Annotated in this window: 19 protein-coding genes; 3 read left to right on the top strand and 16 right to left on the bottom strand. The window is 62.4% G+C overall.

Features of this window, described 5'->3' with window-relative positions; genetic code table 11:
* Positions 1-240 precede the first annotated feature (240 nt).
* From carB to Q3866_RS04605, 3 genes are all read right to left on the bottom strand, one after another.
* A complete protein-coding gene (gene carB, locus Q3866_RS04615) occupies positions 241-3,453 on the bottom strand; it encodes a carbamoyl-phosphate synthase large subunit (RefSeq protein WP_301829974.1) in 3,213 nt (1,070 codons plus the stop codon).
* A complete protein-coding gene (carA, locus tag Q3866_RS04610) occupies positions 3,454-4,740 on the bottom strand; it encodes a glutamine-hydrolyzing carbamoyl-phosphate synthase small subunit (RefSeq protein ID WP_301829973.1) in 1,287 nt (428 codons plus the stop codon).
* Positions 4,741-5,428: 688 nt separating this feature from the next.
* Positions 5,429-6,025, bottom strand: coding sequence for a sugar O-acetyltransferase (locus Q3866_RS04605; RefSeq protein WP_301829971.1), 597 nt, complete (start codon positions 6,023-6,025; stop codon positions 5,429-5,431).
* 68 nt (positions 6,026-6,093) lie between these two features.
* Here Q3866_RS04605 and Q3866_RS04600 point away from each other — a divergent pair, with 68 nt between their 5' ends.
* Entirely contained in the window at positions 6,094-6,630 is a 537-nt protein-coding gene (locus Q3866_RS04600; RefSeq protein ID WP_301829969.1) for a hypothetical protein, read from the top strand.
* A 103-nt stretch (positions 6,631-6,733) separates the two neighbouring features.
* On the opposite strand, the gene Q3866_RS04595 is transcribed toward Q3866_RS04600, so the two are convergent.
* Positions 6,734-6,895 carry a hypothetical protein gene (locus Q3866_RS04595; protein ID WP_301829967.1) on the bottom strand — a complete coding sequence of 54 codons (162 nt, stop codon included), beginning with the start codon at positions 6,893-6,895 and terminating at the stop codon, positions 6,734-6,736.
* Between the two features lie 76 nt (positions 6,896-6,971).
* On the opposite strand from Q3866_RS04595, the gene Q3866_RS04590 reads away from it, so the two are divergent.
* Positions 6,972-7,541 (top strand): GNAT family N-acetyltransferase, encoded by a 570-nt coding sequence (locus tag Q3866_RS04590; protein WP_301829965.1) that lies wholly within the window; start codon positions 6,972-6,974, stop codon positions 7,539-7,541.
* Positions 7,542-8,261: 720 nt separating this feature from the next.
* On the opposite strand, the gene Q3866_RS04585 is transcribed toward Q3866_RS04590, so the two are convergent.
* The gene (locus Q3866_RS04585; protein ID WP_301829962.1) at positions 8,262-8,492 is read right to left on the bottom strand and encodes a hypothetical protein; all 231 of its coding nucleotides are present in this window, start codon (positions 8,490-8,492) and stop codon (positions 8,262-8,264) included.
* 365 nt (positions 8,493-8,857) lie between these two features.
* Entirely contained in the window at positions 8,858-9,613 is a 756-nt protein-coding gene (locus Q3866_RS04580) for a hypothetical protein (protein ID WP_301829961.1), read from the bottom strand.
* Positions 9,614-9,704: 91 nt separating this feature from the next.
* Here Q3866_RS04580 and Q3866_RS07800 point away from each other — a divergent pair, with 91 nt between their 5' ends.
* Positions 9,705-10,538, top strand: a complete 834-nt coding sequence (locus tag Q3866_RS07800) for a restriction endonuclease subunit S (protein ID WP_367881368.1) — start codon at positions 9,705-9,707, stop codon at positions 10,536-10,538.
* Here the strand turns inward: Q3866_RS07800 and Q3866_RS04575 are convergent.
* From Q3866_RS04575 to argF, 10 genes are all read right to left on the bottom strand, one after another.
* A complete protein-coding gene (locus Q3866_RS04575) occupies positions 10,504-11,082 on the bottom strand; it encodes a restriction endonuclease subunit S (protein WP_301829960.1) in 579 nt (192 codons plus the stop codon). The two genes, Q3866_RS07800 and Q3866_RS04575, sit on opposite strands and share 35 nt — an antisense overlap.
* On the bottom strand, positions 11,072-12,583 hold the full coding sequence (locus Q3866_RS04570) for a class I SAM-dependent DNA methyltransferase (RefSeq protein ID WP_301829959.1): 1,512 nt from the start codon (positions 12,581-12,583) through the stop codon (positions 11,072-11,074). The genes Q3866_RS04575 and Q3866_RS04570 overlap by 11 nt, the downstream gene beginning before the upstream one ends.
* A 9-nt stretch (positions 12,584-12,592) precedes the next feature.
* Entirely contained in the window at positions 12,593-15,640 is a 3,048-nt protein-coding gene (locus Q3866_RS04565) for a type I restriction endonuclease subunit R (protein WP_301829956.1), read from the bottom strand.
* A 253-nt stretch (positions 15,641-15,893) separates the two neighbouring features.
* Positions 15,894-16,217 carry a hypothetical protein gene (locus tag Q3866_RS04560; protein WP_301829954.1) on the bottom strand — a complete coding sequence of 108 codons (324 nt, stop codon included), beginning with the start codon at positions 16,215-16,217 and terminating at the stop codon, positions 15,894-15,896.
* A gap of 184 nt (positions 16,218-16,401) precedes the next feature.
* On the bottom strand, positions 16,402-17,061 hold the full coding sequence (locus Q3866_RS04555; protein ID WP_301829953.1) for a metallophosphoesterase family protein: 660 nt from the start codon (positions 17,059-17,061) through the stop codon (positions 16,402-16,404).
* Positions 17,062-17,212: 151 nt separating this feature from the next.
* A complete protein-coding gene (locus Q3866_RS04550) occupies positions 17,213-18,193 on the bottom strand; it encodes a 2-keto-3-deoxygluconate permease (RefSeq protein WP_301829951.1) in 981 nt (326 codons plus the stop codon).
* Between the two features lie 51 nt (positions 18,194-18,244).
* Positions 18,245-18,916 carry a class I SAM-dependent methyltransferase gene (locus Q3866_RS04545; RefSeq protein WP_301829949.1) on the bottom strand — a complete coding sequence of 224 codons (672 nt, stop codon included), beginning with the start codon at positions 18,914-18,916 and terminating at the stop codon, positions 18,245-18,247.
* Positions 18,917-19,109: 193 nt separating this feature from the next.
* Complete coding sequence (locus Q3866_RS04540; protein ID WP_301829947.1) at positions 19,110-19,997, bottom strand: DegV family protein; 888 nt, start codon at positions 19,995-19,997, stop codon at positions 19,110-19,112.
* A gap of 130 nt (positions 19,998-20,127) precedes the next feature.
* Positions 20,128-20,886: an SDR family NAD(P)-dependent oxidoreductase gene (locus Q3866_RS04535; RefSeq protein ID WP_301829946.1), complete on the bottom strand. Its 759-nt coding sequence runs from the start codon at positions 20,884-20,886 to the stop codon at positions 20,128-20,130.
* Between the two features lie 648 nt (positions 20,887-21,534).
* The gene (gene argF, locus Q3866_RS04530; RefSeq protein WP_301829944.1) at positions 21,535-22,563 is read right to left on the bottom strand and encodes an ornithine carbamoyltransferase; all 1,029 of its coding nucleotides are present in this window, start codon (positions 22,561-22,563) and stop codon (positions 21,535-21,537) included.
* Positions 22,564-22,581: the final 18 nt, after the last annotated feature.

Genomic DNA, 22,581 nt, shown 5'->3' with positions numbered 1-22,581 from the left:
CGGTAACGGGTGCGGCGGGTGTGCGCAATGGCCGAGACGAGCGGGCCGACAGCAGGCGGCCGCGTGCCGGCAGACCCGTCCCCCGGCACGAAAGCGGGGCGAGAGGCACGCACCCCTCGCCCCGCTCGGCAAGCCAACTCAGCCTGGGACAGAATTGCCCGGAGCTGTTTCGTCCCACGTTACCTGGGAGTTGGGACGATAAAGCTCCGGGCTAAATCGTCCCAGGCCCGCCGGGCTCTGCTACCTGCCCAGGTCCTGCAGGGCCACGACGTCAAGCGACCCCTCGCGCGCCGTGCGGATGGCCTCGGCCATCGCCTGGGCACCGGCGAGCGTCGTAACGTTCGTGACGCGGTAGCGCACCGCAAGCTGACGCAGCGTGTAGAAGTCGCCGCGGGTCTCGTGGCCGCCAGGTGTGTTGATGATGAGCTGGATGTCGCCACCCGAGAGCATCGTGGCGATGTTGGGGCGCATCTCGCTCGCACGGCGCACGCTCTTGCAGGCGATGCCCGCCGCGCGCAGGGCCTTGGCCGTGCCCGAGGTGCCCACGAGCTCAAAGCCCATGCCAACCAGGTCGCGCGCCACGCCAATGATCGCGCGCTTGTCGCGGTCGCGCACGGAGATGAACACGCGGCCCTTCGTGGGCAGGCCGTAGGAGATGGCCAGCTGCGTCTTGGCGTAGGCGGCCGGGAACGTGGGCGCCACACCCATGACCTCGCCGGTCGACTTCATCTCGGGGCCCAGCGTCATGTCGGCGCCCGGGAAGCGGTCGAAGGGCAGCACGGCCTCCTTGCAGGCAAAGTAGTCAAACGTGCGGTCCTCGGGCGGCAGGCCCAGGTCGCAGATCTTCTCGCCCGCCATGATCTTTGCCGCCATGCGCGCGAGCGACACGCCGGTCGACTTGGACGAGAAGGGCACCGTGCGGCTCGCGCGGGGGTTCAGCTCGATGACGTAGAGGCGACCGTTGTGCACCGCGTACTGGACGTTGAGCGCGCCTACGACGTGGCAGGCCAGCGCCAGCTTGTGGGTGATCTCGCGAATCTCGGCGATCATCGAGTCTGCGAGCGAGTAGGGCGGCATGCAGCACGCCGAGTCGCCGGAGTGGATGCCCGCCTCCTCGATCTGCTCGAGCACGCTGCCCACGTAGCACTCCTGCCCGTCTGTCAGGGCGTCGACGTCGAGCTCGACGGCGGAGTCGAGGAACGAGTCGAGGTAGATGGGGTGGTCCTTGGAGACGCGCGTGGCGGCCTCCATGTAGCTCTTGAGGTGGCGCTCGTCGTAGGCGATGACCATGCCGCGGCCGCCCAGCACGTAGCTCGGGCGCACCAGCAGCGGGAAGCCGATGCGCTTGGCGACCTCGACGGCCTCCTCGTAGGTCTCGGCCACGCCGCTCACCGGGTAGGCGATGCCCAGCTCGTCGAGCAGAGCGCTGAAGCGCTCGCGGTCCTCGGCAAGGTCGAGGGCGTCGGGCTGGGTGCCCATGATGGGCACGCCCGCGGCCTTGAGGCGCGCGGCAAGGTTGATGGGGGTCTGGCCGCCCAGCGTGCAGATGACGCCCTCGGGCTGCTCGACGTCGACGATGTCCATGACGTCCTCGAAGGTGAGCGGCTCGAAGTAGAGGCGGTCGGAGGTGTCGTAGTCGGTCGAGACGGTCTCGGGGTTGCAGTTGACCATGACCGTCTCGTAGCCCTTGTCGTGCAGGGCGTAGGCGGCGTGGCAGCAGCAGTAGTCGAACTCGATGCCCTGGCCGATGCGGTTGGGGCCGGCCGAGAGGATCATCGCGCGCGGCTTGTCGGTGTCGCGGCGCTCGGTGGCGCCCCACTCGTAGGTCTTGTAGTGGTAGCTCGTGCGGGCCGGGAACTCGCCGCCGCAGGTGTCGACCGTCTTGATGGCGGGCGTCACGCCCTTGGCCTTGCGCCAGGCGCGCACCTCGAGCTCGGTGGCGCCGGTGAAGTGGGCGATCTGCTCGTCGGAGAAGCCCATCTGCTTGACCGAGCGCATGTCGCGGCCCGAGATGTCGGTGAGGCGGCGCTCGGCGAGCCAAGCCTCCGTGTCCGTGAGGTTCTTGAGGTGGTTCAGGTACCACGGGTCGATGCCCGTGAGGTCGTGGATCTCGTCGATGTCCCAGCCGCGGCGCAGCGCCTCGATGACGTAGTAGATGCGCTGGGCGGTGGGTACCGAGACGCGCTGGCGGAAGTCGGGTACGTCATAGAGCGCGGGGTCGTCGGCGCCGAGCATGTTCTCGCCCGTCTCGAGCGAACGCATGGCCTTGTTGAAGCTCTCCTCGAAGGTGCGGCCAATGGCCATGACCTCGCCCACGGCCTTCATGCGGGTCGAGAGGGTGGCGTCGGTGCCCTTGAACTTCTCGAAGGCAAAGCGCGGGACCTTGACCACGCAGTAGTCGATCGAGGGCTCGAAGCACGCGGGCGTTGCCTGGGTGATGTCGTTGGTGACCTCGTCGAGGGTGAGACCCACGGCCAGACGCGCCGCGACCTTGGCGATGGGGAATCCCGTGGCCTTGGAGGCGAGCGCCGACGAGCGGCTCACGCGCGGGTTCATCTCGACCACGATGATGCGGCCGTCCTCGGGGTTCACGGCGAACTGGACGTTGGAGCCGCCGGTGGCCACGCCCACCTTCTCGAGGATGGCGAGCGAGTAGTCGCGCAGCTTCTGCAGCTCGGTGTCGGCCAGAGTCTGTGCCGGCGCCACGGTGATGGAGTCGCCGGTGTGGACGCCCATGGGGTCGAGGTTCTCGATGGAGCAGATCACGATGCCGTTGCCGGCGCAGTCGCGCATGACCTCCATCTCGATTTCCTTCCAGCCCTGGATGGACTCCTCCACCAGGACCTCGCCCTCGGGCGACAGGTCGACGCCCTGGGCCACGATGCGGCGCAGGTCGTCCATGTCATAGGCGATGCCGCCGCCGGCGCCGCCCAGCGTGAAGCTCGGACGGATGATGACGGGAAAGCCCAGCTCGGAGACGATGCGCTCGGCGTCTGCCACCGAGTAGGCGAAGCCCGAGCGGCAGATGTGCAGGCCGATGTCCTCCATGGCCTCGGCAAAGAGCTTGCGGTCCTCGCCGATGCGGATCGACTCGGTGTTGCAGCCGATGACCTCGACGCCGTACTTGGACAGCACGCCCGCCTCGTCGAGCTCGATGGCGCAGTTGAGGCCCGTCTGGCCGCCCATGTTGGGCAGCAGGGCGTCGGGGCGCTCGCGCTCGATGACCTTGGCGACCGCATCGGCCGTGATGGGCTCGACGTAGGTGCGGTCGGCGATGTTGGGGTCGGTCATGATCGTGGCCGGGTTGGAGTTCACCAGCACGACCTCGTAGCCCAGGGCCTTGAGGCTCTCACAGGCCTGCGTGCCCGAGTAGTCGAACTCGCACGCCTGACCAATGACGATGGGGCCAGAGCCAATGACCAGGATCTTCTTGATGTCGGTACGCTTCGGCAACTAGAAGCGCCTCCCCTCGCGGACGTCGATGGCAAGATAGTCGGGCTCGCCCTCGATGAGGCGACGGAACGCCTCGAAGAGGTAGACCGCGTCGTGCGGGCCGGGCGAGGCCTCGGGATGGTACTGCACCGAGAACGCCGGGATGTCGAGGAACTGGATGCCCTCGGGCGTGCCGTCGTTGAGGTTCACGTGTGTGAGGCGGATGCGGCCGAAGCGCTCGGTGTTGGCGACCGGCGCGATGCGTCGCTCGCTCCAGAAGCGCAGGTCGGAGGTATTGGCGGCGCGCCAGGCGTCCACGACCTCCTGCCCGCCGGACAGCTCGACGTCGAGCTCACCCAGGCTCGGGAAGACAAGGCCATAGTTGTGGTTCTGGGCCGTGACCTCAACCATGCCCGAGAGCAGGTTCATGACGGGCTGGTTGCCGCCGTGGTGGCCGTACGGGAGCTTCTCGATCTGGGCACCCGCGGCCTGGCAGACCATCTGGTGGCCCAGGCAGATGCCAAAGACGGGGACGCGGCCCAGGAGCTGCTCGGCGCAGGCGGCGGGCTCGGGCAGCTCGCGGGGGTCGCCGGGGCCGTTGGAGAGGAACACGCCGTCGGGGTTGTCGGCCAAGATCTTCTCGGCCGGGGTGTCCCAGGGCACGACGTGCACGTCGATGCCGGCACCGATGAGGCCGCGCAGGATGCCGCGCTTCTCGCCGCAGTCGAGGGCGGTGACGCGCAGGCGGCGTCGCGGACGGTCGAGATCGACTTTGGCGTCGACGTCGTAGGCGTCGGCCGTCGAGACCTTGGCGACCCAGTTGGTCTCGGAGATGGAGGGGGCTCCCTTGACGCGGGCCACGAGGCTCGCCGGGTCGAGGTCGGTGGTCGAGATGGCGCAGCGCATCGTGCCGGCCTCGCGCACGCGCAGCGTGAGCTCGCGGGTGTCGACGCACTCGATGGCCACGATGCCATGCTCGGCGAGGAAGTCGGGCAAGGTGCCCTCGGCACGCCAGTTGTTGGGCGTGTGGCACATGTCGCAGACGACGACGCCCGCAAGGTCAACGCCATCGGACTGCATGTCGGCGGCGCACACGCCGTAGTTGCCAATCTGCGGGTAGGTGAAGGCAACGACCTGGCCGGCGTAGGAGGGGTCGGAGATGACCTCCTGGTAGCCGGACATCGAGGTGTTGAAGACGAGCTCGCCGAACGTCTCGCCGGTGGCGCCCACCGACAGACCCTCGAACGTGGTGCCGTCCTCGAGCGCAAGCAGCGCCTTGGTGGCGCCCTTTGCCAGAAGTGGGTTCACGCGTTCCCCTTTCGGTTGGGTTCGCGCGGCAAGAAAAAGACGCCCGGGGTGCCCGAACGCCATAAAAATAGACGCCCGGCATGGCCGAGGGCGTCCCCACAAGACGGGTGCGCATGCGCCGCGCGCCCTTTGGCCCAACGTAAACCCGGCATGTCCAGCGCCGAGTCAGGCCGTTTGCCTTGCAGGTATCCCGTACCGTGCTTAAAGGTCGTGGGTACTATAACGCCTTGTTTTGATGAGCGACAGCTAACTTTTGGTTTGGCAACCTTACATACCTGCAGGTAGAGCAGGTAGGCACGCGGTTATGCGCTCTTGCGGGCAGAATATCCATTTCTTGTGAAGCGCAGTGGGATGGGCGCGGGCGGCCGATGCATGCGAGAAGGGCGGGGCTCGCAGGGCGTTGCACGGATACCGGGCTCGTGCGTTCACGTGGGCATGGCGGGTCCGACTCGCTGCACGGATATCGGCTTCGTGCATCCCCGCAGGCCTGGCTGATTCGGTCTGCTGCACGAAAATCGGCTTCGTGCGTTCACGGGGGAACGCACGAAGCCGAATTAAGTGCAGCCAAAAGAACTCGGTCACCTCAATTGAATGCACAACCCCAAAAGTTGTGCAGCCCAACGCCCTCGAGTGCCACGGACAAATGCACAACCCCGACTTGTGAGCAGCAAGGCCGTCCGCGACCTCGCTAGGCGCCACAATCACAGGCGGACGAGGCCTTCTCGCCCACCTCGAGAGAGCGAATGGGCCTGCAGGGATTGCCCACCGCCACGCAGTTGGAGGGGATGTCACGCACGACGACGCTGCCGCCGCCAATCACCACGTTGTCGCCAATGGTCACGCCCGGCATCACGTGGACGCCCGCACCAATCCAGACGTCGTGCCCCACGCGGATGGGGCGAGCGTACTCGATGCCCTGGCGACGCAGCGCGGCGTCAACGGGATGCCCCGCCGTATAGAAGCCGCAGTTGGGCGCCACGAAGGCGTTATCGCCAAACGTCACCCTGGCACCGTCGAGAACCACGAGGTTATGGTTGGAGAAGAAGTTCTCGCCCAGCTCGATGTTGTAGCCGTAGTCGCACCAGAAGGGGACGGTGACGCAAGCGCCCTTCCCCACCTCGCCGAGGAGCTCGCGAAGAATCGCGCGCTGGCCCGCCGCATCGGAGGGCCGCAGCTGATTGAAGTCGTAGCACAGCTCCTTGGCATGGGCGCGCTCGGCAAGCAGCGCCTCGTCGTTGTTGGCGTCGTACAGCTCGCCCGAGAGCATCTTGTCCTTCTCGGTCATGGCATCCTCCGGACGCACCTCGTTGCCTCTTGCGACTACAGTAGCAGGAGGCGAAAGAGGAGGCGCGCGTGACATACGAGACGAACGACGAGACGCGCGGCCGCTTCCTTGCGGCGCTCGCGCGACGGGACATGCTGGGCGAGGATGGCCTCACCATCTGGGGAGAGCCCGCCTGGCGCCATATCGCCGCAGGTAGCGAGCCACAGGCGCTCGATGACGCAACCATGGCGCAGCGAAACGTCGTCGTTCGCGCGCATGCCACGCCAGCCCTTGCGGGCGAGCACTGCGCCGGATGGGTCGAGGCGGTCTTTGCCGGCTGTGGTCTGCGGCTTTATGCCGGGGACGCCCGCGAGCTCTATGAGCGTTACTGCCACGAGAGCAACGCCGCCCGCCTGCTCGTGGGCATGATCGTGGCCGTGCCCGCCGCCCCTTACACGCCGGGCGCCGCGCGCTTTGGCCACGTGGGGCTCTACATCGGGGACGACCAGGTCATGGACTGCGCGAATGCCCAGGTGCGCAAGCTGTCGCTCGACCTGTGGCTCAGCAACTACGGTGTGCAGGCCCCTCCTCGCTGGGGCTGGTACGGAGACGTTGCCCTGGCTTAGGCGCGGCGGCGGAACACGCGCCTGGAGCCTCTGTCGCGCTGGGACACTTGCTCAGGCAGGTATTGTCCCACTCCCCCGCTTAACCTGAGGTTTCGCGCTCCCCTTACGCATGCTCGCGCCAGACGGGAAGGGCGCGGCGCACGATCCACCAGACGGCGGCGACGGCAAGCACGCCAAAGAGCACGAGCTTGGCCATGTCGGTGGCCCAGCCAACCTGGTCGGCCACCTGCTGCCAGGCGTTGCCGGCCGCGGCACCTAGACGCAAGCCACAATACGGCAACGGGCCTTCCCACCCCGCGACAAGCGCGATAATTGGAAAAGGCCCAATGGGAGGAACGCGAATGCCAACACTGCCGAACGTCATCGAGACGAGGCGCCTGACGCTGCGGCCCTGGAACGAGGGCGATGCAGCCAAGCTCTATCGCTATGCGAAAGATCCCGAGGTAGGGCCTGCCGCCAGCTGGCCTGCGCACACCTCGGCCGAGGAGAGCCGCCAGATCATCCGCGACGTTCTTTCCACCCGCGGCACCTACGCCATCGTGCTCAAGGAGACGGGATTCCCCGTGGGCAGCATTGGCGTCATGAGCCCGCGCATGCATCACGCAGACGTTCAGAGCGGCGACCGCGAGCTGGGATTTTGGATTGGCAAGCCATACTGGGGTCGCGGTCTCATCCCCGAGGCCGTGGACGCGCTTCTCGGCCAATGCTTTGCCGACCCCGTTTGCCATGCCGTCTGGTGCGGCTATTACGAAGGCAACGAGAAGTCGCGGCGGTGCCAGGAGAAGTGCGGCTTTGCCTTCCACCACGTTGAGCCCAACAAACCCGTTGAGCTTCTGGACGAGGTGCGCACCGAGGTCTTCATGCGCCAGACTCGCGAGCAATGGCTTGCGAGAAGGGGGCGAAGGGGTTAGGCCGAGTGCGCCCTAGGCCTTCCCGCGCTAGGATGGGATGCCGCACGCTTCTCGATGGACTCAACGGTGACGTACGTCCTGCGCCCCCTGCGATAGCCCTGCAGGTTGTCAGAGTCGAGCAGGTGGGTTACGCGGCCGGCACTCACGCCAAGCATGCGCAAGGCCTCCGCCGCAGAAACGGTCTTGCCCCTCAAGACATAAGAGGCATCAAATTAGCAACTATTGCTATTTACTCGAACACGCAAGCGAGCCCGCCGCTACCGATACTTGTAGTGGCGCTTCCAGTAGGCGCGGGCTTCTTCCTCTAAGCTAAACGTGCGAGCGGTGCGGCCCCACCTCTTGAACTGCTCCCACGAGCAGCCAAACTTCCAGGACAGCGAAGTGCCGCAATGCTGGCCACGGCGGGCCTGTACCGCAGGCAAGCAAACCTTGCGAGATATGCGGACAAAAACGCGGGAGTGGTCTATTTAGACTTGCGCCACGAGCCACGAGCCACGAGCCACGAGCCACGAGCCACGAGCCACGAGCCACGATTAGTGTACATGAGTCAGAGAAACGCCCACTAGTTACGAGCATAATCAGAGTTGAGCATTGGCACGTTCGCAACTTGTGCACACTAGCTCGCCAAAGATGCGCACAGGGAGGGCACACGGCCCAAAGGAACCAGGTACCCAAAATGCGCGCTCGCCCGACAAGGGGCACCACGCCAACGCGATCAAACTACAGCAGGTAGTCAGGCGTTCCCGTCTCGGAGTTAAAGCGCATGTTGCCAACGGTGTACTCAAAGTGAGATCCGTTGTTGCTGGTGACGGTGTTCATGGGGTCACTGCTAATTACGGTGCTCACCTCGCCCGTCGAAAGGTCCATGCGTGTGCGGACCGTCCCCGTGCCAATCTCGCTCTCGAAATGCAGCGAACCATCAGACTTGAAGACGCTCCTGAGACCAGACATGTTCGGCTCCCTCCGCCGCAGACTCGTTTGATTAATACCCGGGTATCGGCGCGGCAAACCGCTGCTCGGACGCCATACGCTCCACCAATCGACCGCGGCAGGCCTGATGCCAATGACCTCGGTCAATCGCGCAGGCAGGACTGAAACGGGTAAGATAGATAGCAACAGGGGCTTACGCCCTCCTGTTACAACTTCTGTTTTGTGGGCCATGCCCAAGAAACAGCCGCCGGCCAGGGCGGCTGTTTTACGTTTAGCGGCACGACCCACGAGGGCTAGAGCTTAGAGATCAAGCTCAGAATCGCCGAGACTGCCGCCTCATCCATAGGCCTCCATGCTTCCCGACAACGCCAATTAAGCACGCACGCCTACGCTTGGATAAGTCTCTCGCGATAGGCAAGCAGTTGCTCGCCCAGTTCGTCGAGCAGCCGGCGCCCCTCGCTGGCCTTGGCCACCATGGGAGCAACGTATCCCTCAGGCTGGGGGTCGTAGAGCATATCGGGGTCGGGAAGCCACTCACCCGTCTCGTCGTAGCACATGCCATCAAGAATCGAGCTCTCGAACTCTTGCAAGGAAGCATAGGCTTCCGTATTCCCCACGACGGGATAGGCTCGACGCAGAGAGCGGCTATACGCGTTTAGCACCTGCTCATGAAGACCCAGGCTAAGGATAGAGTTGGGCTCCCCATCCACAGAAGCGTCTTCAACAACAACGGCGTCACGGTGCAGCGAGGGAGGGATACGGTCAAGGTCGTAGTCGCTCCACACGAAATAGTCGGTTTCCTTTGCGAGCTCAAGGAAATCAAAGGCCTGAGCCCACAAGTCGCACAGCACGTCGAGCTGTCGCTCCGTAAGATGTTCCTCCATGCTTTCGTCTCCCATCTTAATAAGAAGCTGGCAGGTCTCGACACCCAACCAGCCCGCCACGTCCCTGACCTTTGCGATATCGGACGGCACGTGGGCGCCACTGCGCCAATCCTTGATTGACGAGACGGAGACATTCACGACATGGGACAGCTCGCGCATCTTGCTCGCGCCAACGCTCCCATGGCCGAGAAGAGCGTCGAATGATCCGGACGAAAAGGCATACGTGGCATCGCCCATCTGGTAAACGTTTCTTTTCACGCGTCCTCCTTCAATGCGCTCACATCGTAGGAGTCGGGCGGGACACAAATAGGACGAAGCTGGGACGAACCACACGGACGGCACCCAGGCCATCACGCAGCCTGGACGCCAAGCTCTACTCCGTGCCCTGTATTATGTCAAACAAGTCCAGGTAGCTGTATACCGCGTCGTAGCGTACATCCTCAGCAAATATTCTCGTCGCACTCAGCGCATACAACTAAATGGCTATTTAGCTGATCTGGTAACGGCGGCTTCCAAAAAGCTGTATTGGGAGTACGAGACGAATGGCACAAATTTACCGGCTGATTGGCAATGGGTTCATATCGAAGATATCGCCAAGCTCGTTTCACGAGGGATAACCCCTAAGTACAACGAGCATAGTAACGAGATAGTTCTTGGCCAAACCTGCATACGCGGCAACCTCGTTCTTGTTGAGAACGGAAGACGTCACTGTCCAAAAAGGATTAACGAGAAATGGCTTCAGAGAGGCGACCTGCTTATCAACTCCACGGGAGTTGGATCGCTCGGACGCACCGCTCAGGTTTGGTTTGACCCAGAGAAACTCACGGTAGATTCGCATATCACAATAGTCAGAACCTCAAACCCGGAGCATGCTCTCTATCTTGGCTTTTGGGCTTTTGCTCATGAACGCTATATCGAAGCGCTCCATACTGGCAGCACAGGGCAGACTGAGCTCCCACGTGACTACGTAAAGTCGATGAGCTTAGTGCTGCCAGACGCCGAGACACTAGACAGGTTCAATACAATCGCAAAACCGGCGGTGAAAGCTATTGTCTCCAATCAAGCCGAGAACAAGCAGCTTTCAGCTCTTCGCGATGCCCTTCTACCCAAGCTTATGTCCGGCGAGATTGATGTCTCGAAGGTTGACCTCACGCAGCTAAATAGCCATTTATCTGGTTGTTGATAAGAGAACGCTCGAATATCGCATCAAGGATGCCAACGACCCGTCGCTGATCATCAATGGAAGGAATCTCGATTTCAATTCGAGCCAAATCATCTGGATGGACGCGAAAGACTTTCATCCCCTTCACATACTGCCTGAGAAGTCGCTTAAAACGGTCAGATTGAAGCAGCCAGTTCAGGTAAGAGGGAAGCACAAGATCTGGACGGTTAACATGCACAACAGTCGTCTCGGTGCCAGCGACTGCAGGCAGACCATCAGGGTTGTTAAACAAGAAAGCATGGCCCAAATCATCGACCGTTTCCGAGGTCAGGACATACACGATGTCCTGATCGCTTAGCCATTGATCTTCACGGATGGTTTCACTGTCGACAATGTATGGAATGGGCTTCTGCGGATTATCTACGTCGATGCGGACGTCAAACCCTTTGTAAAGGTCGCCGTAGTGAATATAAAGATAGTCCCCCCGATCAAACATGCGCGCACGCGGAATACTCGCTCCGCGAGAAAATGAGCAAATCTCGCCCAAAGCAACCTTACATCCCATAACCAATCGCCTCCAGATTCTTCTTGATCTGCTCCTGCAGACGGTTGGACTCCTCGAAGCACTTGGAAAGCTCGCCGGTCAGGCGCGCCATCTTCTCGTCGAAAGGCTCGTCATCCTCCTCGGCGTCGGCGATGCCCACGTAGCGGCCGGGCGTTAGGATGAAGTCCTGCTTGGCGACCTCATCGATCGTCGCGACCTTGGAGAAGCCCTTTTCCTCTTCAAGCTCGCCGTTGCGGAAGGCGTCGAACGCCTTCGAGACCTTGGCTACGTCCCCGTCCGAAAACTCGCGTAGCTTGCGGCTCACCATCGTGCCCATTTCGCGAGCGTCGACGAAGAGGGTCTTGCCCGCTTGCTTCTTAGCCTTAGAGATAATCCATAGGCTCACGGGGATGCCCGTGCTGTAGAACAGCTTGTCGGGCATAGCTACGATGCCCTCTACCAGGTCGGCCTCCACAAGTGCCTTGCGGATGTCACCCTCCGTGCCCGTCTGGCTGGAGAGCGAGCCATTCGCCAGAACCATGCCCATGCGGCCCGTGGCGTTCAAGTGGTGAACCATGTGCTGTACCCAGGCGAAGTTGGCATTGCCCTCGGGCGGGATGCCGTAATCCCAACGTGGATCGTCCTTGAGCTTATCGCCGCCCCAGTCCTTCAGGTTGAACGGCGGGTTTGCCAGGATGAAGTCGAAGCGCTCATTCTTGTGCACGTCGTTGAAGAACGTGTCGGCGTTGTAGGGTCCCAAATCGGCATCGATGCCGCGGATGGCCAGGTTCATGGTGGCCATCTTCCAGGTGGTGGGGTTGCTCTCCTGGCCAAAGATGGACAGGTCGTTTATGTTGCCGGAGTGGCGGCGCACGAACTCGGCTGACTGCACGAACATGCCGCCCGAGCCGCAACACGGATCGTAGACACGCCCGTGATAGGGCTCGATGATCTCGACCAGCGTCCGCACGATGCAGGCGGGCGTATAGAACTCACCGGCGTTCTTGCCCTCGGCCTCGGCGAACTTAGCCAGGCAGTACTCGTAAGTTCGTCCCAGGATGTCTCGTGTGTCGCCCTTCTCGGCCATCTGCACGTTGGTGAACAGGTCCACCACTTCGCCCAAGCGGCGCTTGTCAAGTTCCTGGCGGGCGAAGTTCTTGGGCAGGATATTCTTAAGCTTGTCGTTCTCGGCCTCGATTTGGCGCATCGCCTCGTCGATGACCTTGCCGATCTCGGACGTGTGAGCGGCGGCGGCTACCGTTTCCCAGCGCGCCTCGATGGGGACGAAGAAGATGCCCTCGGCGGTGTATTCGTCGCGGTCCTCCTCGAAGCCCTCGCCCTCGGCTACCAGCTCCTCGTGCTTCTGCTCGAACTTGTCCGAGATGTACTTCAGGAAGATGAGTCCCAGCACAACGTTCTTGTACTCGGAGGCGTCGATGTTGCCACGCAGCTTGTCGGCGGCCTTCCAAATCTGCTCCTCAAAGCCTATTTCGGCGGTGTTGTCAGTCTTTTTCTTTGCCATATGGGTTCCTTAGTCGTAGATTTTCGTGTCGGCCCACAGCTCACACTGGGCCATGACGGTTTCCATTGCGTCGGCCACGCCCTCGGGCGGGTACTTGTACTTGCGCAACAGGCGTTTGATGGCGCGGCGCATGCCAGCGCGGGCGCTTTCCTTCTTCTGCCAGTCGATGGTGGCGTTCCTGCGCATCGCGTCGGTCAGCTCGCGGCTGATTGCCACCAGCTGATCATTGTCGTAAAAGTCCTTTACAGCCTGCGGTTTGGTTATGGCGTCGTAGAAAGCCATCTCCTCGTCGGAGAGGCCGAGCTTCGCGGCCTCGTCGCGGTCGGCCATCATCTCCTTGGCCATCTTGACGAGCTCCTCGATGACCTCGGCGTTGCTGAGCATGCCGTTCAGATAGGCGTTGAGCGTCCCTTGGAGAAGCTCGCTGAACTTGCGGGCCTTCACCACGCTCGCGCGCCGGTACGCACGTACCTGCTCCTTGACGAGTCTCTTCAGAGCTTCAACCGCCACGTTCTTCTCCTTCATAGCGGCGACTTCGGCCAGGAAGCTCTCGTCGAAGAGGGATATCTCGACGCTCTTCTCGTCGAACAGGTCTATGACACCCTCGGCGCGCACGGTCTGCTCCAGGATCGCGGTCACGCGCTTGTTGAACTCGGCGTAGGTCATCCCGCTACCGCCTGTGCCCTTGCGTCCAGTAAGCCTTAAGACCTGAACACGCAGGACTGAGAGATATGCTGCCTCGTGCTGGTCCTCTTCCGATACGAGGCTCTTACACAAGGAGAGCGCCTGGTTCATGAGTTGGCACTGTTTGAGGAAGTCCTCCATGTCGTCTGAGCGCTCGGGTGCAAGCAGCCAGTCGGTGCCGTCGGCGATGGCATCGGCCAATCTTCCGCGGTTACCACTGAATATGTCTTCGTGGTAGTCGAAGCCGTACAGCAAGTCTCGGCAGACATCCAGCTTATCCAGGAACTTGGGGTAGGCGGTGGCCGCGACGTCCATGTTGCCGTAATTGTTCTGGTCGCGGTTGGTGTAGTCCCTCATGGCCTGTTTCAGGGCACGCGCGATTCCGATGTAGTCGACCACCAGGCCGCCCTCTTTGTCCTTGCACACGCGGTTGACGCGGGCGATGGCCTGCATCAGGTTGTAGCCCTTCATGGGCTTGAAGACGTACATGGTCGAAAGGCTCGGAACGTCGAAGCCCGTAAGCCACATGTCGACGACGATGGCGATCTTCAGCGAGTCGGAATCGTCCTTGAAGCGGCGTTCCATCTCTTTCTTGTGGGTCTTGCCGCCGCAGACATCGAACCATTCCTCGGGGTCCTGGTTCGACATGGTCATCACTACGCCTAGCATGTCTTTCCATTCGGGGCGCAGCTCGAGCAGCTTGCAGTAGATCTTCATTGCCATGGGGCGGCTGTAGGCTACGATGAGGGCCTTGCCGGCCAGCACGTCGGCGCGGTTGTTTTCGTAGTGCTCCACGATATCGCGGCACAGCGCGTCGACCGTTTCGGGCGCGCCAAAGATGGCATCGAGTCCACCGGTGTCGCGCTTGGCCTTCTCGACGCTGGCTTCATCGGCCTGCTCGGCGAACTCGGCATACGTCGCATCGAGCTGCGCCAGAGTGCCTTCGTCGAGCTTGAGTGCGACAACACGGCTCTCGTAGTAAACGGGCTTTGTCGACTCGTCTTCCACCGACTGCGTCATGTCGTAGACGTCGATGTAGTCACCAAAAATCTCGCGGGTGTTGCGGTCCTCCAAGGCGATAGGCGTACCGGTGAAGCCGATGTATGAGGCGTTGGGGAGAGCCTTGCGCACCACGCGGGCCGCACCTACCGATACCTTGCCGTGCTCGTCCATCTTTTCGGTCATGCCGTACTGACCGCGGTGCGCCTCGTCCACCATCACCACGACGTTGCTTCGGTCGCACAGGGGCTCGTCGCCATCGGTGAACTTCTGCATGGTGGTGAAGATGATGCCGTTTGCCTCACGACCCACGAGCAGCTCCTTGAGGCTCTCGCGGCTCGTTGCCTGAATAGGCGACTGACGCAGGAAGTCCTTGCAGCGCCCGAACTGGCCAAACAGTTGGTCGTCCAGGTCGTTGCGGTCGGTTATCACCACGATGGTGGGGCAGTTCAAACGCTCCTGCAGGAGGTGCGCGAAGAACACCATGGAAAGCGACTTTCCCGATCCCTGCGTGTGCCAGAACACGCCGATCTTGCCGTCGCCGTCCACGGCCTCAACTGCGCGGTCGATGGCCTTGGTCACGCCGAAGTACTGGTGGTAAGCGGCGAGGATCTTTATGACTTTCTCGCCCGAGTCATTGAAGCAGACGAAGTTTTTGATGATATCTATCAGGCGAGCCTTGGGCATCATGCCGTCGATCATCGTCTTCCAGGTCGCTGCCTTGGTCTCGGAGTAGTCTCCGTCGACCGACTTCCAGGCCACATAGCGGTCCTCGTCGGCGGTGATGGTTCCCACGCGCGTCTCGGCCATATCGCTCATAACGCAGAAGACGTTAGGGACAAACATGCTGGGAATGTGATGCATGTAGTTCCTCAGCTGCAGATAGGCATCCGAAGCGTCGGTCTCCTCGCGCGAGGGACTCTTCAGTTCGAACAGCACAAGCGGCATGCCATTAACGAAACAGATGATATCGGGGCGCTTCTCCGAATACTCTACGAAGGTCCACTGGTTCACAACGTGGAAGAAATTGTTTTCAGGACGCTCAAAATCGATTAGCTTAACGATATCGTTGCGGTCTTCTTTGCCATCGAAATAGCGAACCTCGACACCGGATTGAAGATAATCCGTGAAGGTCTCATTTCGCTGAGCAAGAGATCGGCCTTCAATGTTCGAGATCTTGAGAATTGCCTCACGAATCGCGCTGGAAGGAAGGTTCTTATTAATCGAGCTCAAAGCCATTGAAAGAACGCCAGGCAGAAAAATGTCATGATATCCGTCAGATGTTCTCGCTACGTCAGGCCCGTACAAGTAGTCATAGCCTTCGCAGTCCCTCAGATGTTCAATGATGACCTGCTCGTAGAAATCCTCGTTCATGCAGCAAGTCTCCGAGTTGTATTCGACTACCGAATTCACCATTGACTCCTCTGATAGCAAGAACCAAGACCGGCGTCATACACACCGGAATGCAGCCTTATACACTATTTCTAAGTATCGCAGTTTTGCCCATGCGCTCGATGGTCAACGCCTCCAACCGCTAGCTAAATCCCCTCGCTTCGTCCATAGTGAAATGCCCCGCAATCACATCCGCCTCACATCAACGGATGCAAGACGGCGTCCACGCAATCGCCTAGCAATGGCGATGGAACCAACTTGCCAGCTCTTCAGGAGCGCGCTCGTCCAGGCACTCAAAAACGAACTTGCCGCCGCCGCGAGAGCCACGGCGAAAGAACGTCAAGCAGCGATGCTTGTCGGAGCACGTATAGCAATGGGAGGTCCTGACTTTCTGCACCTCTCCAGCGTCATCGAGAAAGGTGAACTCCCCGTAATACCTCTCCTCAAACGCTCGGATGTCATACCTTTGGCGCACGACGCCGCAGCGTCCCACATACTGGGCGCACATGGTATCCTCGGGCGCCTCGACGAGCTTTACCATCCGCATGCTGTCAGTCATTCGCTCGCCCTCCATTGCGACATCTAGCTATAAAAGGTCCACGGGCTGATTAGTGAACAAATGTCATCGAAAGTGGCTTAGTTACGAGCAAACCCCAGTTGAGTGAGGGGCACTTAGCAACTTATGTGCACTAATGAGTCTGTGCGTGAGACCACAAGCCAACTACCCACGCCACCGCCGCTCGCTACACTCCCGCCCTTCTCGCCCTATCCTCCTCGAGCACACGCTGCTGGAATGGCGCCAGGTCCCGCTCGAGTTCGGCATCGCCCGTCTGGTTGACCCAGAATGGCCACTTGACGCGGTTCGCATACTCCACGCCCGCAAACCAGCTGCCCAGCTCGGCCAGACTCACGGGCATGTACCCGTTGGCGTCGACCCCAACGTCGTATCTCAGCAACCCCTGCCGCAGGTTGGCCTCGTTGTAGCTGCTCCCCTGCGAATGGATGTGCCCATGCAAGTGCCAGCTCCCGTGGCTCATGCCCTGCCAGTCCGCCATGGGATAGTGGCTCATCACGAGCTTCTGCCCATCAACCTTGAGCACGCAGATGGGCTGCTCCACGACGAATGCCCCAGCCACCGCCGGCTGGCTCCAGTCCTTGTCGTGGTTGCCCCGCACCAGGTGCACCTTGCGGCACCTGATCTGCCGCCGCAGCTCAAGCGCCTGCTGTACCGTAATCGAGAAGCTGAAGTCTCCCAGCACGTACAGCTCGTCGCCCGGCATGACCCGCGCGTTGATGTTGTTGATGATGCCGCGATTCATGGCATCGATGCCGCTCCACGGCCTGTCCGTGAACCCCAGCACGTTCGCGTGCCCAAAGTGCGTGTCAGACGTAAACCAAAGCATGGCCCGCTCCCCTCGCCCTCGGCTTGGTTTGCGAGCCATGCTAGCACGTCATTCGGACACTATTTGGTTGTAGTTGCGGATGTGCCAGTCTATTTAGACATCGCCTCGCCCTTCTCGGCAATGTACCAGCAGGCCCGTTCCCGTGGCACGCCTACTTGGACTCGGCCTCGCCCTGGCAGAAGCGCTTGTCAACCCAGCCCGTGAGAATCGGGGCCAGCACCGCCGTGATAATCACGGCCGTCGCAATCTGCGCGTAGGCCACCGGGGCAATCGCCGCGTACTTGGGCGCAACCTCGGCCAGCGCCGCGGGCGTGGTCATGGCCGTGCCCGCGATCGTGGAGCATGCCACGGCCGGCTTGCCCGTACCGCCCATGAGCCGCTCGAACGCAAACGTCACCGGACCCGCCACGAACACCGTGATGAGGCCCAGCAAGATGCCCGAGATGCCGCCCGTCACGAAGCTCACGAGGCTCATCGAGCAGCCCAGCTGAAAGCCCAGCACCGCAATGGCGGGATTCGTGCCCGGCACGAGCAGGTTGCGAATGAACGGGAACAGGTTGCCCAGCACCATGCCAATGACCAGCGGCAGCACCGAGCCAACCACCGTTCCCAGGGGGATGTTCGCCAGGCCGCTCACGCCCAGGATGATCATCGTGACCGTGGGACCCGCGGTGAAGAACAGGATGCCAACCGCGCCCTGCTCGGACTCGTTGCCATACTCGCTCATGATGCCCGTGTAGAGCGCCATGTTGCAAAACGAGATGCCGCCGATGATCGACACGCTCGAGAGGCCCAGGAAGTTGTCGTTGAACAGGTAGGCCACGCCCAGACCCAGCGCCGCCGCCAGCACGAGCTTGGGGATGAGCACCACGATGCCGGTCTTGACGACGCCCGGCGTCGACTTGAACGAGATGCCCGCGCCAACAAACAGCAGGATGGCGGCCACGACAGCGTTGGCTCCGCCGCGCGTTGCGTTGGTGAAGAAACCACCGATCTCGAGCACCTGCGGGCAGAAGGTGTTGATCAACAGGCCTGCGATCATCGGGTAGATCATGATATCGCCGGGGATGCGCGGCACCTTGAAGCGCTTAGCGGGGGCGGACTGATTTGCTGTGGTTTCGCTGCTCGCCATGCGGCCTCCCTACTCCGGGGTCAGTCCGGCCATGGTAACAGACGAGATGGTTCACACCTTGATATGTTTCAGGACGGCAACATTACGCGGCCTGCGCGCTACGAGATGGGCGCGAAAGCCCTTCTGGGCCTCCATCACAAGAACCTCGAAGCCCGCGGCCTGGGCCAGCTCCACAAACTCGCGTTGCCTAAGGATGCGCACGTCACCGTGACCCACCAGGCGCGCAAGCGGCAGCTCCACGTGGTTCATGAGCCACACGACGGGGTCGCTCGAAGTGTAGTCGCGCAGGATGAGGCGGCCACCCGGGCGCAGCACGCGCAGGGCGCCGGCGAGAAACGCTGCCGGGTTAGGATAGTGGTGGAAGCTGTTGGAGCACAGCACAGCGTCGAAGCTCGCCTCGTCAAACGGCAGGTTTTCGGCGTCGCCCACCACGAACTCCATGCCAGGCGCCACCTTGGTGCGCGCCACCTCGATCATCTCGGGCGTAAGGTCAAGGCCAACGTAGCGCCTATCCGGGTACTTCTCGTGGAGCAGGGCGAGCACCGCGCCGGTTCCGCAGCCAACGTCGAGCACCGCGTCGAACGGCTCCTTCTCGAGCTCGGCAAGCATCTGGGGATAGTCGTCGCGGCACATCTCGTAGATGCCCGCGTGATCGCTGTCGTAGGCGCGCGCCGCCTCGGTAAACTCCCTAATGGAAAGCTGCTTGTACTCCTCGGGCGTCATGGCGCCTCCGCTCTCGCTCGCCGTTGGCAATTGTTAGCCTAGTTTAACTCATTGGCAGCAGACGAGCGGAGCGAAGGAGGGCGGCGCATAAAGGAAAGAGGTGCGGCGGGGCCCAGCTCCCCCACCGCGCCCTTCGCGCTCATGGCGAAACGGGGACAAAAGGCACGTCCCCCTGTCCCCGCCGCGCAGCCCGCTACTCCCCGCGGACGTCTCCCATGAAGAACAGGGCCACGGTGCCAGGCCCGGTGTGCGAGCCAATCACCGTGCCGATGTCGTTAATCTCCACCTTGCCCGCGAGCGCGGGAAAGCGCTGCTCAATGAGGTCGCGGACGCGCTCGGCGTCCTCGCGGCAGGCGCTCATCGACAGCAGGCACTTGCCCGCGTAGTCGTGCCCGTCCTGCGCGTGCTGCTCCATGCGCCTCACCATGTCGTCGATGGCCTTGGCCTTGGTGCGAATCTTGTCGCGCGGAATGAGCTTGCCGGCGTTGTTCATGTTGAGCACCGGGCAGATCTTGAGCGCCGTGCCCACGAAGCCGCTCACGCGCGAGACGCGGCCGCCGCGCACGTAGCTCGTGAGGTCGGTCGAGAAGAACCAGTGGTGCACGCGCAGGCGGTTCTCGAGCGCCCACTCGTAGGCCTCGTCAAGCGTAGCTCCCGCGTCGCGCATGTCGGCCAGGTACTCGACGAGCATGCCGTAGCCCGAGCTCGCACCCAGCGAGTCGACCACGAGGATGCGCCTGCCCGGGTGCGCCTCCATCATCTGGGTCGCCGCAATCTGGGCGCTCTCGAACGCACCCGAAAGCCCGCTCGACAGGCTCACGTGCAGGACGTCGCCGCCGCCCGCCACGATGGGCTCCCACAGCTCGACGAACTCGCCCACGCTGACCTGCGACGTCGTGGGCGTGGCGCCCGCCTTGATCTGGGCGTAGAAGTCGTCGGGGCTGATGGACTGGTAGAGGTCGTCGAGGTGGTCGACGCCCGACTCGTTCCAGTGAAAGCACGCGAAGGGAACGCCGCGGACGTCGAAGAACGACTTGGGGCGGTCTGCCGTCGAGCAGCAGGTGAGGGTGAAGTTTGCCATGGTGACTCCTTGCGTCGCAGGCTTGGGCCCAGTGACTTGATTGTAGCGCCGCGCGGCCGCGCACAAATGAGGGGCCGCCCGGCGATTGCCGAGCGGCCCTCGAAGCTAAGGCCAGGTTGTCTGGCGTCGCCTACAGCATGGAGCCAAAGTCGCTCACGAGAATCTGGCCGGTGAGCGCACGACTCTCGTCGCTTGCCAGGAACAGCGAGATGTTGGCAACGTCCTCGGGCATGCAGGGCTGCGTGCGGAGGTTGGAGTGGGTCGCCATGGCGCCCATCATGTCGGGATCCATGTCGGCGGCGGTGGTGCCGGCGACCATGGGCGTCACGATGGTGCCCGGGCAGATGGCGTTGCAGCGAATGCCCTCGGCCTGGAAGCGCAGCGCGGTGTGCTTGGTCACGCCAATGACGGCGGCCTTGGTCGAGACGTAGACGGCGCCGCCGCAGCCCTTCTCGCCCGCGACCGACGCGATGTTGACAATGCTCGCGCCGGCGGCCATGCGCTTGGCGGCCGCGCGCATACAGCGCATCGTGCCCTTCTGATTGGTCTCGACGATGCGGTCGAGGTCTTCGTCGGTGAAGCGGTCGATGGGCTTGAGACCCTTCTCGAGGATGCCGGCGTTGTTTACGAGGACGTCGATCTTGCCAAACGCGTCGACCGCGGCGGCCATGAGGCGCTCGGGGTCGTCGGGCTTGGAGATGTCGCAGGGAACGGCGAGCGTGCGACCGCCAGCCTGGTTGATTTCGTTGGCGACCTCGTCGAGCGCCTCCTTGCGGCGCGCCGCCATGACAACGCTTGCGCCTTCGGCTGCGAACAGCTTGGCGATGGCGGCGCCCACGCCGGAGTTTGCGCCAGTGACGACGGCGACCTTGCCCTCGAGCCTTCTCATGATGGTTCCCCTTCTGCTTGGCCGGGCAAGACGCCCGGCAACTTGCCCGAGGTGTGACCCCGGGCGCCCAACGGGACGCAGCGTAGAGGATGCGGGGCAAGTTAGTTGCAAGTTTTTGGCAGGCGGGAGCCGCCTATCGGCAGCTGCACGCAATCTACCGGGGAGGCGCTCTAGAATTTGGTCATTCGACCGAGTTCTGAACGAACTAACGGCTGAATTTGGCTTTAGCCCGAGTATTCCTTTAATTGTTACCTGCGGTTTTGCTGCGCAGCTGTCCTCTAATTTGGCTCGACCTCGTTCAGAACTCGGTCGAACGACCATAACGAAGCGCATGCGTCCGGTAGATGGCTTGTGCGGATGAAATTGGACGGCCTCGCACCCGGCAAATGGCTCGCAGGGACGCCAGCGCCCACCCATCGCCACGCCTTGCGCCCGGCAGGTGGCTCGCGCGGGCGTCATAATTAGCCCGACAACCCACCTAATTAGCAAAAAGGGCCGCCCGCGCGGCTCACGCCTACGTTGACGCACGGGCACACACCTGCCTCGCCAACGAAAAGGGCCGCCCGCGCGATGGCGAGCGGCCCTTCCATGAGAGGATTTGGGACAAAGAGGGACTCGGACTGCCCGCGCCAGCCCGTCTACCTGCGCCTACTTAAGCGTGGCGTACATGACGGCCTTGATGGAGTGCATGCGGTTCTCCGCCTCGTCAAAGACGACGGACTTGTCGGACTCGAAGACCTCGTCGGTGACCTCCATCTCGGCGATGCCAAACTTGTCGTGGACCTCGACGGCCGTGGTGGTGTTGAGGTCGTGGAAGCTCGGCAGGCAGTGCATGAAGATGGCGCCCGGCGCGGCCTTGGCCATCGCGGCGGCGTTGACCTGGTAGGGGCTCAGCAGCTTGATGCGCTCGCCCCAAAGGTCGGCGCTCTCGCCCATCGACACCCAGATGTCGGTGTAGACGACAGTGGTGCCGGCGAGGCCCTCGTCGAGGTCCTCGGTGAGCGTCACGGTCGAGCCGTTCTCGGCGGCGATGGCGCGGCACTGCTCGACGAGCTCCACGGGCGGCATCTGGGCGGCCGGGCCGCAGGCGCAGAAGTCGATGCCCAGCTTGGCGCACACAACCATGAGCGAGTTGCCCACGTTGTTGCCAGCGTCACCCATGAACGTGAGCTTGTTGCCGGCGAGCTTGCCGGTGTGCTCGCGCACGGTGAGCATGTCGGCGATCATCTGCGTGGGGTGGAACTCGGTGGTAAGGCCGTTCCACACGGGCACGCCGGCGTTGGCGGCGAGGTCCTCCACGATCGTCTGGGCAAAGCCGCGGTACTCGATGCCGTCATACATGCGGCCAAGCACGCGGGCCGTGTCCTCGATGGACTCCTTCTTGCCCATCTGCGAGCTCTTGGGATCGAGGTAGGTGACGCCCATGCCCAGGTCCATTGCGCCCACCTCGAAGCTGCAGCGGGTGCGCGTGGAGGTCTTCTCGAACAGAAGCACGACGTTCTTGCCGTGCAGCCAGTCGTGGCGCTCGCCGGCCTTCTTCATGGCCTTGAGCTCGGCCGCAAGGTCGATGAGGTAGAGGACCTCATCGGTGGAGTAGTCGAGCAGCTTGAGGAAGTTGCGGCCCGAGAGGTCGACGCCCTTGGCTGCGTAGGTCTCGTCTGTCTTCGTGTGATTCATGGTGGCCCCTCTCAGATG

The sequence above is a fragment of the uncultured Parolsenella sp. genome, from assembly GCF_958346945.1.
Classification (GTDB): Bacteria; Actinomycetota; Coriobacteriia; order Coriobacteriales; family Atopobiaceae; genus Parolsenella.
The sequence above is the reverse complement of the archived record's forward strand: the minus strand, read 5'-3'. Positions and strand labels throughout refer to the sequence as shown.